Here is a 14,290-nt window from a genome sequence, read left to right on the forward strand (position 1 = left end):
CGAACCATGACTGCGCCAGCTGATGCCTCACGGCCCTCCTTCTACGTCACAACTGCCATTGCGTACCCGAACGGCGTTCCGCACATCGGACACGCCTACGAGTACATCGCGACGGATGTGATCGCCCGATTCAAGCGACTCGACGGTTTCGACGTCATGTTTCTGACCGGAACCGACGAACACGGCCTGAAGATGCAGCAGACGGCCGTCAAAGAAGGCATCGACGTCGTCGATCTCGCTGCACGCAACTCGGATGCTTTCGAGGAGCTCGACAAGGCTCTCGGCATTTCCCACGACAGGTTCATCCGCACCACCGATGAAGACCATCACGCCGCCAGCAAGGAGCTGTGGAGGCGCATGGAGGGCAACGGCGACATCTACCTCGACGCATTCTCCGGTTGGTACTCCGTTCGCGACGAGGCCTTCTACACCGAGTCCGAGACCACGGTCGCCGACGACGGCACCCGCGTCGCCACCGAAACGAACACTCCTGTCGAGTGGACCGAGGAAGCGTCGTACTTCTTCCGACTGTCTGCGTATCAGGACAAGCTGCTCGCGCTCTACGACGCGCAGCCCGACTTCATCGCGCCGGTCTCGCGCCGCAACGAGATCGTCAACTTCGTCAAGGGCGGACTGCGAGATCTGTCGATTTCTCGGACGACGTTCGACTGGGGAATTCAAGTACCGAACGATCCCGAGCACGTGATGTACGTGTGGGTCGACGCATTGACCAACTACATCACCGGCGTCGGCTACCCGGATACCGAGTCGGAGAAGTACCGGAAGTATTGGCCCGCAGACCTTCACATCATCGGCAAGGACATCACGCGTTTCCATACCGTGTTCTGGCCTGCGTTCCTGATGTCCGCCGGTGTCGAACTACCCAAGAGGGTGTTCGTCCACGGTTTCTTGAACAACAAGGGCGAGAAGATGTCCAAGTCGGTCGGCAACGTCGTCGACCCCTTCGCATTGGTCGAGGAGTTCGGTCTCGATTCACTCCGTTTCTTCCTTTTGCGCGAGGTCTCTTTCGGCCAGGACGGGAGCTACAGCGCCGAGGCGATCGTGACGCGGATGAACGCAGACCTGTCGAACGAACTCGGCAACCTGGCACAGCGTTCGCTGACAATGGTCGCCAAGAATTGTGATGCCGTAGTACCCACGCCGGGCGAATTCACCGCCGAGGATTCCGCGATGCTGGCACGCGCAGACGAACTGCTCGAGATCTGCCGACGCGAATTCGACGTGCAGGCACTGCATTCGGCCGTCGAGGCGATCTGGTCGGTTCTCGGCGAGACCAACCGCTACTTCTCGCAGCAGGAGCCGTGGGTACTGCGCAAGACGGACCCGGCGCGCATGGCAACCGTGCTCTACGTGACGATGGAGGTGCTGCGCATCGTCGGCATTCTGGTACAGCCGATCATGCCCGACTCGGCGGCCCGGATCCTCGAATTGCTCGGCAGTCCAGCGCACGAGTTCTCCGATATCGGCACCCGAATCGTCGCAGGTACGCCTCTACCCGCCCCGTCGCCGATCTTCCCGAAGTACGAGGTCAAGTAGCGCGGGGGTGTCGGGGGCGGGGTCAGCCCCCGACATCGCCTACAGCGTCTTTTCCAACTCCTCCAGGGAGTTCTCCAGATGCGTCAGCATCCGCTGCAGATGCGGGACGCTGCGCCTGCAGCAGATGAGCCCGAAGTTCAGGGAGTCTCCGTTGCTGGCGACGGTGATGTTCAACGCCATGCCGTCGCAGACGATGGAGGCCGGGTAGATACCGTCGAGTTTGGCTCCGTTCCAATACAACTCCTCGGAGCTGCCCGGTACGTTCGAGATGATGACGTTGAACGGCGGGGGCGTGTAGTTGACGAATCCGGGTACCGGCCCGAACAGCAACGGCGCCATGGTCACTGCGCCGATTGCCAGCGATTCGAGGGTGTTGAGTTCGCGCATCATGTTCTTGCCCTTGACTGTGGAGTCCGTGATGGCGTCCAGCCTGGCGAGAGGATCGGATTCGTGGGTGCCGAGATTGCACAGAATCACCGAGATCGAGTTGCCGGGGCCTTTGTCCTCCCCTGGTTTGCGGAGGGATACCGGAACCATTGCGATCAAGGGTGAATCAGGAAGCGCGTTCTGGTCGATGAGGTAGGCCCTGAGTGCACCGGAGCACATCGCGAGCACGATGTCGTTGAGCGTCACCCCTCGGGCTTTGGCCACCTTCGTCATTCGCTCGATGGACCAGCTTTGGGCCGCGAAACGTCGAGCACCGCCGATCGGCACGTTGAACATCGTGCGGGGTGCACGCAGAGGGAGTTGCGCCCCTTCGTTTCGCATGGCGCGCAATCCGATTCGGGTTGCAGCGGGCAGAAAGTCCACGAGATCAGCAGCAATTGCACGTCCTAGGGTCAACCCGCCGGTGATTCTTTCGAGTGTGGAAGGTGTTTCACGCGTCTTCTTCTCGCGGAACAGGGACGGATCCCAGGTTGCGACACCGTTTCTGTCATCGGGATCGGTACTGAGAGCGTTGAGGGTCAACTTCAGAGCCGATACACCGTCGACGAGAGAGTGATGGACCTTGGTGTATAGCGCGATACGGCCGTCGGCGAGACCTTCGATGATGTGCACTTCCCACATCGGCCGGTACCGGTCCAGCGGAGCACTGTGATTGAGCGACAGGAACTGGAACAACTCCCTGATTCGCCCGGGAGAGGGCAGAACTGTCCTCCTGACGTGGTACTCGAAGTCGATGTCCGGCTCTCGTGACCACGCGAGGCTGCCCATCACGTTGACCGGTCGACCGGGGCGCTTGCGAAACAATTCGTGAACCTCACCGCTGGTCAACTTCTCATGGACTTCTTGTGCGAAGTCATGTGGCGGCCCTGGTGGCACGAACAATTGAAGGCTTCCGACGTGCATGGGATGCTCACGCGATTCAGCGATCAGGAACATGGATTCGGTAACGGGCATGAGCGCCATGTGGATCACCTTTGAGACTAGTTTCGATTACGGTGTGACATCGAACACGACCTTACGTTCGAGCGATATATGTCACACGCTAAGGTCCGTTAGTAGGAGTTCCAAACAACTGTCGAATCGAGGCGAGGACGATGAACACAGCGCTCACCGCAGTGCGGCAGCCACAGTCGACGCCTGACCGTGCGCCACGCAGGCATGATTTGCCTGGTGGAAGCCTGAGCTCACGAGCGCTCTCGACGGGCCTGCAGTACTCGATTCGACCGTTCTTGTCATTGTGGGCCAAGGCGCCACACCTTCCATGGCCGATGGGACTCGTCGACTACGCAGGCATGCTGTTGCCCGCAGTGAAGGGCGCGCAGTGCAACCGGATCATGCTGGCCGATTGCTACGCCGAATGGATCCGTGCCGAAGGGGTCCGAAACGACAATGTGGTGCTGTATCTGCACGGAGGAGCCTTCATCTGCTGCGGGCTCAATACTCACCGCAGGCTGACGTCGCGGATCTCGCAGTACGTCGATGCGCCCGTGCTCTCGATCGACTACCGGATGATGCCCCGTAATCCGATCGCTCATGCGGTCGAGGACGGCATCGACGGTTACCGCTTTCTTCTCGATTCGGGATACCGCCCGGATCAGATCTTCATCGCCGGCGACTCTGCCGGTGGCTACCTCGCCTTCATGGTCACCTTGGCGTTGGAGACGTTGGATCTACCGATGCCTGCCGGCATTTTCGCGATGTCACCGTTGACGGACCTGGACCCGACGAACAAGCTCAACCACGAGAACGCGTCGAAATGCTCTATTTTCCCACCCGAGGCAGTGCCTCCGCTGACTGTGCTGGCAGACAGGGTCGAAGCCCGGATCGTCGTCGAAGGAGAACAGGGGCCGAGGGTTTCACCCGTCGACGCAGACCTACGCGGGTTACCGCCGGTGCTGATTCAAGCTGGTTCCACCGAGATGATCCTTGCCGACGCAGAGTTGATGACGGAGCGGCTCGGCGCTGCGGGCGTCGACTGCGAACTCCAAGTATGGGCGGATCAGGTGCACGTGTTCCAGGTCGCAGACTTCCTACCGGAAGCGCACCGCGCGCTGCGGCGGATCGGTGATTTCGTGCGCTCGCATGGCTCGATTCCTGTCGCGGACCGCTCCGCCTGAGTTACGTTGTCCCCATGGCAGTCACAGCGAACAAAGACGTCGATATCGATGCCGATCCTGCGGCGGTGCTCGATGTCCTCGCAGATGTGGAAGGGCTCCCGTCGTGGTCGCCGGTCCACAAGAAGATCGAAGTCATCGACCGTTTCGACGACGGCCGCCCCCATCACGTCAAGATGGCGGTATCGATCCTGGGAATCAACGACGAACAGGTAGTGGAGTACACCTGGACCGATACGACTGTCAGCTGGGACCTGGTGGAGGGGTCGCAGCAGAAGGCGCAGCACGGCGAGTACACGTTGACGCCGACAGCCAAAGGCACTCGTGTGGCGTTCGAGCTGACCATAGATCCGAAGATTCCGATTCCAGGTTTTCTTATCCGTAAGGGAACCAAGACGATTCTCGAAGCAGCAACCGAAGGGCTGCGTCGGCAGGTCGTCGGTTGATCTCCGATAGGAGCGTCGCGAAGTTCGCATCTGTCAAAATCACTCCATGACTCCAACCACGCCACGCCGGTACGGCGGCATGAGCGCAGATCAACGAGCAGTCCAACGACGCGAGAGTTTGCTCGAGGCAGGATTGGACGTGTTTGCAGCTACGGGGAAAAGTGGTGCCACGATGACTGCCATCTGTAGCCGCGCCAAGCTGACGGAACGATATTTCTACGAAAGCTTCACTGGCAGAGACGATCTCCTACAGAAAGTCCTGGACGGTATCGCCGACGAAATTCGACAGGCTGGGTTGGCCGCGCTTCGGTCGAGCACCGGAACACTGGAGGACCGCGTACGAAATGCCATCTCCTCCTTCGTCACCATCCTCACCGAAGATCCGCGCAAGGGTCGAGTTGCGATGATCGAATCCGCTGCGTTCGAGCCCCTGCGCACCCACCGTCGTGCAGCTCTACGGGGCTTCGCTCAGATGGTCGCAGACGAAGCGACCCGAATGTACGGCGATCGAGCGTGGCCACCACACCAGGGAGAAATCAACGGCCTGTTGTTCGTCGGCGGCTTGGCCGAGCTGGTCACCGCATGGCTGAACGACGAAATCACCATCACTCCCGAGGAGATCGTCGATGCGGCGACCTACCAATTCACCTCCACGGCCCACCGCTGAAGGCCTGTCCGAAACTTACGACGGTGTGTCCTGCGCAGATTTACGAGAATCGAGAACTGCCTCGTACAGCTCGCGTTTACTGACGCCACCGACAGCCAACTCGGCGCATGCATCCTTGAGCCGCATGCCCGACGCGACGAGCTCTTCTACTTCACCGATCAGATCTTCCGGTTCTGCGGCGACGGGCTGCGCTCCGGCGAGCACGACGGTGATCTCGCCGCGAACCCCGTCGGCGGCCCACACTGCCAGTTCGCCGAGCGTGCCACGTTTGACTTCCTCGTAGGTCTTCGTCAGCTCCCTGCAGACCGCAGCACGTCGATCCGGGCCGAGGACTGCGACGGCGTCGTCGAGACTGGCAGCGAGCCGATGAGGCGCCTCGAAGAACACGCAGGCACGCGATTCCGTCCGTAAGGACTCGAAAAACGTTCTTCGCTGACCCTGCTTGCGCGGTGGGAACCCGTCGAAACAGAACCGTTCGACGGGTAGTCCGGACAGCGCGAGTGCGGTGGTCACCGCAGAAGGGCCCGGCAGACAGGTGACCGGAAGGTCGGCGTCGACGCAGGCGGCCACCAGCCGGTACCCCGGGTCACTCACCGATGGCATGCCCGCGTCGGTGACCAACAAGACCGACTTCTCGGCACGAACCGCGTCGAGCAGTCCGGGAAGACGCGCGGTTTCGACCTGGTCATAGAAGCTGATCACCTTGCCGGTGATGGTCACTCCGAGCGAACTCGCCAGCTGTTTGGTTCTTCGGGTGTCTTCTGCTGCGACGACGTCGGCCGTGGCCAGTGCGTCGCGCAGTCGCTGGGACGCATCACCCACATCGCCCATGGGTGTTGCGGCAAGGATCAGCATGCACCCATCATCCCCCACACCCACCTTCTCGCATTCCGCTGCGCCGCCTACGATCGGCATGTGACCCTGTCGACCGATGCGCGCCCCGTCGTCAGTCCTGGGCCCACCATTCCGGCGGCCGACTATTACCGCGACACCGATCGGCGACGCGGGTGGATCGTCACTCTCGTTCTCACGGCCATCGCCGCCATCACCCGTTTCGCGATTCTGCGTTACCCCACCGATGCCGGCACGCCGGTCTTCGACGAGAAGCATTACGCCCCGCAAGGATGGCAGGTGCTCACCGGCGGTGGGATCGAGGACAACCCTGCTTACGGGCTCGTCGTGCATCCACCCGTCGGCAAGCAATTGATCGCAGCCGGGGAAGCACTGTTCGGCTACAACGGTTGGGGTTGGCGGTTCTCGTCGGCTCTGTTCGGAACTCTGTTGGTGCTGATCGTGATTCGGATAGTTCGGCGGATGGCGCGGTCGACGCTGGTGGGCGCGATCGCCGGCGTACTCCTGATCGCCGACGGCGTCACATTCGTCTCCTCACGCGTCGGCATGCTCGACATCTTTTTGGCGTTCTTCGTCACCGCAGCTCTGGGGTGTCTGGTGGTCGATCGAGACGACGTCCGTGAACGTATGTCGAAGGTACGAAGCGAAGGACGTATCAAGGCAAGCGAATTCGGCCCGAGGCTCGGTGTCCGCTGGTGGCGTTTCGGCGCCGGAATCATGCTCGGTCTCGCCTGCGGAACCAAGTGGTCCGGGATGTACTTCATCGCGTTCTTCGGACTGTTGTGCGTCGGATTCGACGTCGCTGCCCGCCGCGCGAACGGAGTATCGCGGCCATGGATCGGTACCGCAATTCGAGACATCGGACCGTCGCTGTACGCCCTCGTCGTGGTGCCGTTGATCGTCTATTTGTGCACGTACTCAGGGTGGTTCGCCAGCGAGACCGGAGTCGACCGCCATGCCGTCGGGAATCAGATCGGTACCGGTGGGCTGTTCTCGTTCGTACCGGATGCACTGCGCTCACTGTGGTATTACAGCGGCAATGTACTGACTTTTCACGAGGGTCTCACCAATTCGGTGGGCAACCGTCACCCATGGGAATCGAAGCCGTGGACGTGGCCGATGGGCTTGCGCCCGATGCTGTACTACTTCGCCGACGGCGAGCAAGTGCAGGGCTGCTCGGCGCCCTCGTGCGTCAAAGCCATCATGCTCATCGGCACGCCGGCCATGTGGTGGCTCGCGGTGCCGATGCTCGCGTGGGGCTTGTGGATGTTCCTGGTCCGGCGAGATTGGCGGTTCGCCGCAGTCATCGTCGGGTACGCCGCAGGATTTCTGCCATGGTTCATCACGCTCGACCGGCAGATGTACTACTTCTACGCAGTCGCGATGGCACCGTTCATGGTGATGGGGTTCGCGTTGATACTCGGGCAGATCATCGGTCGCGCACGCGCGTCCGCCGAACGTAGAGGCACGGGTCTACTACTGGTGTGCCTCTACGTCGGTCTGGTGGTCGCGAACTTCATCTGGTTGTGGCCGATTCTGACCGCGATGCCGATCTCGCCGGTGCTGTGGCAGCAGCAACTCTGGCTGCCGAGTTGGCGCTAGCGTCGGCGGCGTGATTTCTTGAAGCTCGTTCGGCCTCCGGAGACCCCGTCGAGGCTGAATCGTCCGGCACCGACGGCCGCCAACAGTAGGGATCCGACTCCGAGCGCTACTACTAATTCGTAGCCACCCTCGCCGACGAAGACCCCCATGTCGTAATGGACGAACAAGAATGCACCCAGCATGTCGACGAAGAGCAGAATGCCGGCGATCGGAGTGAAGATACCGAGAACGAGTGCGACTCCGCCGATGAGTTCGACGAAGGTTGCGAAGTAGGCGGAGAGCCCTGGTAGCGGGACGCCCATTCCGTCGAAGCCTGCTTTCGTGGCGTCGAGACCGTTGGTGCTGAGTTTTTGCCAACCGTGCGCGATGAAAACGATGCCGAGCCCGATTCGGGCCATCAGCATTGCGACGTCACGGAAAATGTTCGATTTCATATCATATCCTTCGAGGCGGCAGCGAGACACGGAGACTTTGTCACGATCAGGTTGAAGCGTCAACTTGCAGCTAGTGCACTATCTACGAGATCTCGCACTCGCTCGTCGGACAAACCCAATGCCCGAAGCTCTGCCACGTACGTCATCGCTGCCCGGGCGGCATTGTCTTCGGTGGGATCACCTCCGGACGCGATAAATGTACCGAGCCGGCCGCGAGCCTCGATGACTCCCTGATGCTCGAGTTCCCGGTAGGCCTTCGCCACCGTGTGCGGCGCTATAGAAAGCTCCGCAGCCAGTCCCCGGACCGTCGGAATCTTCGTCTCTGCGATCAATTCTCCGCTTCGCACGAGATCGAGAATTCCACTGCGGAGCTGCTCGTACAGTGGGGTTTTGGATGCTGGATCGAGGTGCACTCGCATATGGATCCTTTGCTCTGGTGCCCCTGCAGAACCAGGACAGTCAGAGGGCATCTTCCAGGCGTACCCCACCAGAAGTCAACATCAGGGTCTTCCCGATTGTCGACGGAGTTTCGAGCAACGCAGCAATCACCTTTGCAACATCTCCGCGCGGCACGGTCCCTCGCTCGAGCGGCGGCTCCGACAAGGCAATATGCGCCGTGGCCTCCTCGTCGGTCAATCCACCCGGACGAAGGATGGTCCAATCGAGTTTCGTTCTGGCCTTCAAATCCTCTTCGGCCGCCGTCTTGGCAGCCATGTACGCCTTCCAGCTGTCCTCGGCGTCAGCGGCTACCGGCTCACCCGCACCGAACGAACTGATCTGCACGAATCGCTTGACTCCGGCCTTCTCCGCGGCGTCGGCCAACAGCACCGAACCTGCTCGGTCCACCGAATCCTTCCTCGCGGCCCCGCCCGATCCACCCGACCCGGCAGCGAACACTGCGGCATCGGCACCGGCAAGAACCTCTGCCACCTCGTCGACGGTCGCAGTTTCCAGATCGAGCACCACGGGGAGGGCACCCAGTGACTCCACCGCACTCGCGTGCTCGGGATTGCGAATCAATGCGACCGCGCGGTCGCCATGCGCAGTGAGCACCTGAATCAAGTGTTGCGCGATCTTTCCGTGACCTCCAGCGATAACCACTCTTAGATCCGTCATGTCAAGTCGCCTACCCGGGTGGCAGAATCAACAAACATGGCTTCTACTGCGACTATTTACCACAACCCTCGCTGCAACACCTCCAGGACTGCGTTGAAGATCATCGAAGAATCCGGGCTGGAACCGACGATCGTGAAATACCTGGACACACCGCCGACGAAGGACGGACTCCGCAAGCTTCTCGACGACGCCGGCCTTTCTGCGTCGCAAGCAATTCGCAAGCAGGAGCCGGTCTACAAAGAACTCGACTTGGCTCACGCCTCCGAGGACGAACTCATCAAGGCGATGGTCGAGCACCCCATTCTCATCGAACGGCCGATCGTGGTGACGGACCAGGGAACGGTGCTGGCGCGACCAGCGGACAAGGTCCGCGAAATTTTGTGATGCGCTGTTCCCCGTGGGCATCGATGCCGGGCCTGCCACTCATACAGGGGGCTCGAGCGAATCGCGTGCCACGGGACACGACATGCACCGCGGACCGCCACGTCCGGAGCCCAATTCCGAACCACTGATCCGCAGCACCTCGATGCCCGACGCCTCCAGCCTGGCATTTGTCTCTACGTTGCGTTCATAAGCGACGACGACACCCGGGGCAAGAGCGAGGGTGTTGTTGCCGTCGTCCCATTGCTCGCGTTCGGCGGTGACGTGGTCGAGCCCGGTATCGATGACTCGGAGCTTGCCGATTCCCATCGCGTCCGCTGCAGCCTCCAGAAACGGATCGGCACCGCGGATGGAAACGCCGGCGTCTTCTCGACGAATCGTGTACGCCGACAACGTGTTCTGAATGGCCGGATACATCACGACGGCATCGACGTCGACCATCGTGCACACGGTGTCCAGATGCATGGACGCACGCTCCTGCGCAATAGGAACGACCAGCACCGTATGTGCCAAGTCATCCTCGATCAGGCTGCGAGACAATGCTTCTGCACCGGCAGGAGTGGTGCGCTCCCCTACCCCGACGGCCACCACACCCGGGGCGAGCAACAGCACATCGCCTCCCTCGACCGGAGCCGTCCGCGATTCGTAGGCGCGCCGAATGCCGAGGAACCTGGGATGGAACGCATAGATCAGATCGGTCAACGTCGTCTCGCGTAGACGAGCAGGCAATGCCAGGGAGGTGATCGCGACGCGGTTACCGATCCAGAACGACGAGTCACGCGTGAACAGCAGATTCGGCAGCGGGTCGATGATGAAATCTGCTCCGTGGTGCATCCGACGAACCAGTGACGCATCACTGAGTTCGGGGGCACCGCTCTCCGCCTCCAGAAGCTCGTCGAACGTCATGCCTGCCATGAGGATCTGCGCCAACTCCGCTGCAGGGACCCCTCGCAGATGTGCGGAAAGATCGTGCGCCAACGCGCGGCCGAGGCGCCGCTCGTTCACCGCCGCCGAAATGCCCTGCATCCGCGCTGCTCCGCTCACCGTCATCGCCTCGGTGAGCAATGTCGCCAACAACAGCACTTCGACGTCGCGGCCTCGCAGCAGTTCCGCGAACGCGTCGTGCTCCTCCTGCGCGCGATCGACCCATGGGATGCCGTCGAACAGCAGCTGATCACTGTTGCGGGGTGTGAGACGTCGCAGTTCGTCGCCCGGGCGGTGAAGCATCACCGTACGTAACGTTCCTACCTCGGAATCAGCGCCGAGTTCTGCAGTCATCACTCAACCGTAATGCGCTGTGCGCAACCTTGGGTCATTCGCTGAACTGCCGAACTACTTCCGAAGCAGCTTGCTGAACTGATCGTTGGCCTTCTGCAGCACGAACTCGTACGGTGGTGCGAACTTGCGCGCCCACCAATAGGCGAACCGAATGTCGTTCGACGAGTACACCAGATAGCGATTCTTGACGATCCCCGCCAGGATCGCCTCGGCCACCTTCTCCGGTTCGACGGCACGCGCTTCGAACCGATGTTGCAGCTTCTGCACTCGCGGATCGTTACGGTCGACGCCCGCGATGTCCACGGTGTCGACCAGGCCTGTCTTTACTCCGCCTGGCACGACGAGACTCACCCCGATACCGTGCCGCTTCAAGTCGTATCGGAGCACCTCGGATGCGCCGCGCAAACCGTATTTGCTCGCACTGTAGGCGGCATGCCACGGCAACGGGATCAGCCCGGCGGCCGAAGAAACGTTCACCAGGTGTCCACCCCGGCCGGCTTTCACCATCGGCGGCAGGAAGTTCTCGATGACATGGATCGGCCCCATCAGATTTACATCGATCATCGACTTCCAGTGCCGATGCTCGAGATTCTCCACGGTTCCCCACGCGGCAATCCCAGCGATGTTCATTACGATGTCGAGGCTGCCGCCCTCTGCGTGGACTTCGTCTGCGAATGCCGTCACATCTTCGAACACGGAAATATCGAATGCTTTTGAGCGAGAGACTTTTCCACCTGCGGCCAGGACGGCGTCGACGGTGCCATTCAGACTTACATCGTTGATGTCGGTGAGTACGAGTTCGGCACCTGCCGCACCGGCCGCGAGTGCTGTCGCACGACCGATCCCGCTCCCCGCCCCGGTGATGAACGTCTTCTTTCCGCGTAAATCGGTGATGCCCATGTCGGTGTCTCTTCTCCCCCACTCTCGGCGACGTCCTGCTGTGCGTTCCTGACCGCACCTTACGCGTCGACCGAGTTGTCACGGGGAACACCGAGTTGTCACAGGAAACAAAATCGGAGCACACTTCCAGAGCAGACAACACGAGGAGATGACCATGGCACTGGTGTCCCGAGGATTCCACGGAAAGCGTCGCGGCAACGACGGTCGCACCCCGCCCGGCCAGTATCTGGTCGACGATTTCCCCGTCTTGTCCGTCGGTCCGACGCCCAGGGTGGACACGGACCGATGGCAATTCACCATCTCCACCGAGATGGGCTCGAAGCATCAGTGGAGTTGGCTGCAGATGCGTGCGCTGCCGGAAGAGAAGCCGACAGTAGATATTCACTGTGTCACCAAGTGGTCGAAACTCGACACTCGTTGGCGTGGCGTCTCGCTCGACACGCTTCTCGACGGTATCGAGACGCAGGCCACGCACGTCATGGCGCACAGCCACGACGGCTACACCACCAATCTTCCCCTGTCCGATCTGCGCGGCGGAAAAGCCTGGCTTGCATACACATTCGACGGCAAGCCATTGTCTCCCGAACACGGAGGACCAGCTCGACTCCTAGTGCCGCATCTGTACTTCTGGAAGTCCGCGAAATGGATCGAAAAGTTGACGCTACTCATGCGGGACGAACCAGGTTTCTGGGAGCGCAATGGCTATCACGACTACGGCGACCCCTGGCAGGAACAGCGATACCAGGGAGATTGAGCGCACCATGGAGTGGCTCGTCGCGACGCTTGTCGAGAAGATTGTCGAAACGAACACTGCCTGCACATTGATCTACAACGTCGAAGGTTGGCCCGGACACCAGCCAGGTCAGCATGTCGACGTGCGTCTCACCGCCGAGGACGGGTACAGCGCGCAACGAAGCTATTCTCTCGCCGAACCGAGCGACGGTGACCGAATTGCGCTGACGGTTCAGACCGTCGCCGACGGCGAGGTGTCGCCCTACCTGACGTCCACGCTGGAGGTCGGTGAGCAGATCGAGCTGCGCGGGCCGATCGGCGGTTGGTTCGTCTGGAACGAAGCCCGCCCATCACCGGTCCTGCTGGTTGCGGGAGGGTCCGGCATCGTGCCGCTGATGGCGATGACGCGGGCCCGCAGTCGCAGCGCGAGGAAGACTCCGTTTCGGTTGATCTATTCGGTCAGGTCTCCGGTCGACTTGATTTACGCCCAAGAGCTCCGCTCACTGCCAGCGGGCGTCGACGTCGATTATCGCTTCACCCGCGAGGCGCCCCCAGAATACGACGACCGGGTAGGCCGACTGACTGCGCAGGATCTGGCATCGGACAAGTTTCAGCCAGACTCCTCGCCGGACTGCTTTGTCTGCGGTCCTACCGGTTTCGTCGAGTCGGCTGCCGACATGCTCGTCGAATTAGGTCACGCGCCATACCGGATCCGAACGGAACGATTCGGTCCGACCTGAACCGGTGGCTCACAAGCGTCGCGACATCTCGTCGCGATACTCGTTTACCGTTTGCTCGATTCGCTCGGCGTCGGCTTCAGCTCCGCGCCGACGTGCGTCGTCGGCGCGGCTCTGCAAAGTACCGATTGCTTTTCGGAGATCGGTGTCGGACATTACGCGGTAACTCGTTGCGTGGCTCATATCACACAGTGTCCGCCGGGCGTCGACCCTTAGCAAGCCTGCTCAGACGTGAGCGCTACGCGTTAGAGAACTCCTCGGACGGCACGAAGCTCGACAGACTGCGCGCTGCGAACTCGCGGAAGTATCCGAGCTTGTTCGGCGGAACAAGTGACGGAAGCACGGTGTTCCACACCTTCTCCATGCGGGACGGTGCACTCTCGAGTGCGGACTGAGCCTCGGACACCATCAGAACACCGGCGAGCATCTCGCATACGAGGAGCGAAGCGTTTCCAGAGTCGAGGTGATCGGCGACGTCACCGTGTTCGATCGCCCGATCGAAGAGGTGCTCGAAGATGTTTCCCCAAGTGCAAAAAACACTGCCTCTTGCGGTTTCGGAGCCGTCGATCTCCATCTGCAGCCGATACATCACTCGGACCAGAGGATCGGAAGCCGCCAGCTCGAGCACAGAGTACGAAATCCCGATGACCGACTCGAGGGCAGGTGATCGACTGTCGACCAAACCTGCGCACGCAGTCGATACGCGCTCGTGACCCTCGTCGACAATGGCGCGGGCGAGCTCTTCCTTCGACGCGAAGTGGAAGTACAGGGCGCCCTTGGTGACGCCGGATTGCGCGGACACCTGGCTCAGTGTCGCGTTCGCGTGCCCGACGTCGAGAAAAAGATCCGCCGCCGCCCGAAGCGCGGCCGCGCGTGTAGCTTCCGCTCTCAGTTGCCTAACCATGATCGTTCACCCCTGCCCAGTTGCCTACCATGACACCTACGCTGTTCAGCGTGGACATCCGAGTCACAAGGAATCCGTAGTCTCGAACTCACTGAACCCGTATCTCGCAAGGTAATACTTACC

17 protein-coding genes are annotated in these 14,290 nt (G+C 61.1%); 8 read left to right on the top strand and 9 right to left on the bottom strand.

What is annotated here, in order from left to right:
- The first annotated feature begins 6 nt into the window (after positions 1-6).
- Entirely contained in the window at positions 7-1,557 is a 1,551-nt protein-coding gene (gene metG / locus H2510_RS14790; protein WP_186629057.1) for a methionine--tRNA ligase, read from the top strand.
- A gap of 39 nt (positions 1,558-1,596) precedes the next feature.
- Here the strand turns inward: metG and H2510_RS14795 are convergent, their stop codons facing one another.
- Positions 1,597-2,967 carry a wax ester/triacylglycerol synthase family O-acyltransferase gene (locus tag H2510_RS14795; RefSeq protein ID WP_186629058.1) on the bottom strand — a complete coding sequence of 457 codons (1,371 nt, stop codon included), beginning with the start codon at positions 2,965-2,967 and terminating at the stop codon, positions 1,597-1,599.
- Positions 2,968-3,098: 131 nt separating this feature from the next.
- Between H2510_RS14795 and H2510_RS14800 the strand changes: the two genes are divergently transcribed.
- From H2510_RS14800 to H2510_RS14810, 3 genes are read left to right on the top strand one after another with little or no spacing between them, the layout of a single operon-like run.
- A complete protein-coding gene (locus H2510_RS14800; RefSeq protein WP_222438758.1) occupies positions 3,099-4,121 on the top strand; it encodes an alpha/beta hydrolase in 1,023 nt (340 codons plus the stop codon).
- A gap of 14 nt (positions 4,122-4,135) precedes the next feature.
- Positions 4,136-4,564, top strand: coding sequence for an SRPBCC family protein (locus tag H2510_RS14805; RefSeq protein ID WP_186629059.1), 429 nt, complete (start codon positions 4,136-4,138; stop codon positions 4,562-4,564).
- A 46-nt stretch (positions 4,565-4,610) separates the two neighbouring features.
- Positions 4,611-5,231 carry a TetR/AcrR family transcriptional regulator gene (locus H2510_RS14810; RefSeq protein ID WP_186629060.1) on the top strand — a complete coding sequence of 207 codons (621 nt, stop codon included), beginning with the start codon at positions 4,611-4,613 and terminating at the stop codon, positions 5,229-5,231.
- A gap of 15 nt (positions 5,232-5,246) precedes the next feature.
- Here H2510_RS14810 and rsmI read toward each other — a convergent pair whose 3' ends face one another.
- Entirely contained in the window at positions 5,247-6,086 is an 840-nt protein-coding gene (gene rsmI / locus H2510_RS14815) for a 16S rRNA (cytidine(1402)-2'-O)-methyltransferase (RefSeq protein ID WP_186629270.1), read from the bottom strand.
- A gap of 60 nt (positions 6,087-6,146) precedes the next feature.
- Here rsmI and H2510_RS14820 point away from each other — a divergent pair, with 60 nt between their 5' ends.
- Positions 6,147-7,685, top strand: a complete 1,539-nt coding sequence (locus tag H2510_RS14820) for a phospholipid carrier-dependent glycosyltransferase (protein WP_186629061.1) — start codon at positions 6,147-6,149, stop codon at positions 7,683-7,685.
- Here the strand turns inward: H2510_RS14820 and H2510_RS14825 are convergent.
- From H2510_RS14825 to H2510_RS14835, 3 genes are read right to left on the bottom strand one after another with little or no spacing between them, the layout of a single operon-like run.
- A complete protein-coding gene (locus tag H2510_RS14825; RefSeq protein ID WP_186629062.1) occupies positions 7,682-8,119 on the bottom strand; it encodes a DoxX family protein in 438 nt (145 codons plus the stop codon). The genes H2510_RS14820 and H2510_RS14825 overlap by 4 nt on opposite strands.
- 59 nt (positions 8,120-8,178) lie before the next feature.
- The gene (locus H2510_RS14830) at positions 8,179-8,538 is read right to left on the bottom strand and encodes a GntR family transcriptional regulator (protein ID WP_186629063.1); all 360 of its coding nucleotides are present in this window, start codon (positions 8,536-8,538) and stop codon (positions 8,179-8,181) included.
- A 40-nt stretch (positions 8,539-8,578) separates the two neighbouring features.
- Complete coding sequence (locus H2510_RS14835; protein WP_186629064.1) at positions 8,579-9,235, bottom strand: NAD(P)H-binding protein; 657 nt, start codon at positions 9,233-9,235, stop codon at positions 8,579-8,581.
- Positions 9,236-9,271: 36 nt separating this feature from the next.
- On the opposite strand from H2510_RS14835, the gene arsC reads away from it, so the two are divergent.
- On the top strand, positions 9,272-9,619 hold the full coding sequence (gene arsC, locus H2510_RS14840; RefSeq protein WP_186629065.1) for an arsenate reductase (glutaredoxin): 348 nt from the start codon (positions 9,272-9,274) through the stop codon (positions 9,617-9,619).
- Between the two features lie 39 nt (positions 9,620-9,658).
- Here the strand turns inward: arsC and H2510_RS14845 are convergent, their stop codons facing one another.
- Positions 9,659-10,894, bottom strand: a complete 1,236-nt coding sequence (locus H2510_RS14845; protein ID WP_186629066.1) for an arginine deiminase — start codon at positions 10,892-10,894, stop codon at positions 9,659-9,661.
- Positions 10,895-10,948: 54 nt separating this feature from the next.
- Positions 10,949-11,794 carry an SDR family oxidoreductase gene (locus tag H2510_RS14850; protein ID WP_186629067.1) on the bottom strand — a complete coding sequence of 282 codons (846 nt, stop codon included), beginning with the start codon at positions 11,792-11,794 and terminating at the stop codon, positions 10,949-10,951.
- A gap of 154 nt (positions 11,795-11,948) precedes the next feature.
- Between H2510_RS14850 and H2510_RS14855 the strand changes: the two genes are divergently transcribed.
- Together H2510_RS14855 and H2510_RS14860 are read left to right on the top strand one after the other, a co-directional pair.
- The gene (locus H2510_RS14855; protein WP_186629068.1) at positions 11,949-12,548 is read left to right on the top strand and encodes a sulfite oxidase-like oxidoreductase; all 600 of its coding nucleotides are present in this window, start codon (positions 11,949-11,951) and stop codon (positions 12,546-12,548) included.
- Between the two features lie 7 nt (positions 12,549-12,555).
- The gene (locus H2510_RS14860; RefSeq protein WP_186629069.1) at positions 12,556-13,266 is read left to right on the top strand and encodes a ferredoxin reductase; all 711 of its coding nucleotides are present in this window, start codon (positions 12,556-12,558) and stop codon (positions 13,264-13,266) included.
- 9 nt (positions 13,267-13,275) lie between these two features.
- Here the strand turns inward: H2510_RS14860 and H2510_RS14865 are convergent, their stop codons facing one another.
- Both H2510_RS14865 and H2510_RS14870 read right to left on the bottom strand, forming a co-directional pair.
- Positions 13,276-13,446 (bottom strand): hypothetical protein, encoded by a 171-nt coding sequence (locus tag H2510_RS14865; protein WP_186629070.1) that lies wholly within the window; start codon positions 13,444-13,446, stop codon positions 13,276-13,278.
- Between the two features lie 55 nt (positions 13,447-13,501).
- On the bottom strand, positions 13,502-14,167 hold the full coding sequence (locus H2510_RS14870; RefSeq protein WP_186629071.1) for a ScbR family autoregulator-binding transcription factor: 666 nt from the start codon (positions 14,165-14,167) through the stop codon (positions 13,502-13,504).
- Positions 14,168-14,290: the final 123 nt, after the last annotated feature.

The organism is Rhodococcus sp. BP22, assembly GCF_014281965.1.
Lineage (GTDB): Bacteria > Actinomycetota > Actinomycetes > Mycobacteriales > Mycobacteriaceae > Rhodococcoides.

Coding starts and splice junctions, on each gene's coding strand:
- H2510_RS14795 (WP_186629058.1), bottom strand. CDS start 2,967: ATGGCGCTCATGCCCGTTACCGAATCCATGTTCCTGATCGCTGAATCG.
- H2510_RS14835 (WP_186629064.1), bottom strand. CDS start 9,235: ATGACGGATCTAAGAGTGGTTATCGCTGGAGGTCACGGAAAGATCGCG.
- H2510_RS14805 (WP_186629059.1), top strand. CDS start 4,136: ATGGCAGTCACAGCGAACAAAGACGTCGATATCGATGCCGATCCTGCG.
- metG (WP_186629057.1), top strand. CDS start 7: ATGACTGCGCCAGCTGATGCCTCACGGCCCTCCTTCTACGTCACAACT.
- H2510_RS14810 (WP_186629060.1), top strand. CDS start 4,611: ATGACTCCAACCACGCCACGCCGGTACGGCGGCATGAGCGCAGATCAA.
- H2510_RS14800 (WP_222438758.1), top strand. CDS start 3,099: ATGAACACAGCGCTCACCGCAGTGCGGCAGCCACAGTCGACGCCTGAC.
- H2510_RS14850 (WP_186629067.1), bottom strand. CDS start 11,794: ATGGGCATCACCGATTTACGCGGAAAGAAGACGTTCATCACCGGGGCG.
- rsmI (WP_186629270.1), bottom strand. CDS start 6,086: ATGCTGATCCTTGCCGCAACACCCATGGGCGATGTGGGTGATGCGTCC.
- H2510_RS14845 (WP_186629066.1), bottom strand. CDS start 10,894: ATGACTGCAGAACTCGGCGCTGATTCCGAGGTAGGAACGTTACGTACG.
- H2510_RS14865 (WP_186629070.1), bottom strand. CDS start 13,446: ATGAGCCACGCAACGAGTTACCGCGTAATGTCCGACACCGATCTCCGA.
- H2510_RS14855 (WP_186629068.1), top strand. CDS start 11,949: ATGGCACTGGTGTCCCGAGGATTCCACGGAAAGCGTCGCGGCAACGAC.
- H2510_RS14825 (WP_186629062.1), bottom strand. CDS start 8,119: ATGAAATCGAACATTTTCCGTGACGTCGCAATGCTGATGGCCCGAATC.
- H2510_RS14870 (WP_186629071.1), bottom strand. CDS start 14,167: ATGGTTAGGCAACTGAGAGCGGAAGCTACACGCGCGGCCGCGCTTCGG.
- arsC (WP_186629065.1), top strand. CDS start 9,272: ATGGCTTCTACTGCGACTATTTACCACAACCCTCGCTGCAACACCTCC.
- H2510_RS14860 (WP_186629069.1), top strand. CDS start 12,556: ATGGAGTGGCTCGTCGCGACGCTTGTCGAGAAGATTGTCGAAACGAAC.
- H2510_RS14830 (WP_186629063.1), bottom strand. CDS start 8,538: ATGCGAGTGCACCTCGATCCAGCATCCAAAACCCCACTGTACGAGCAG.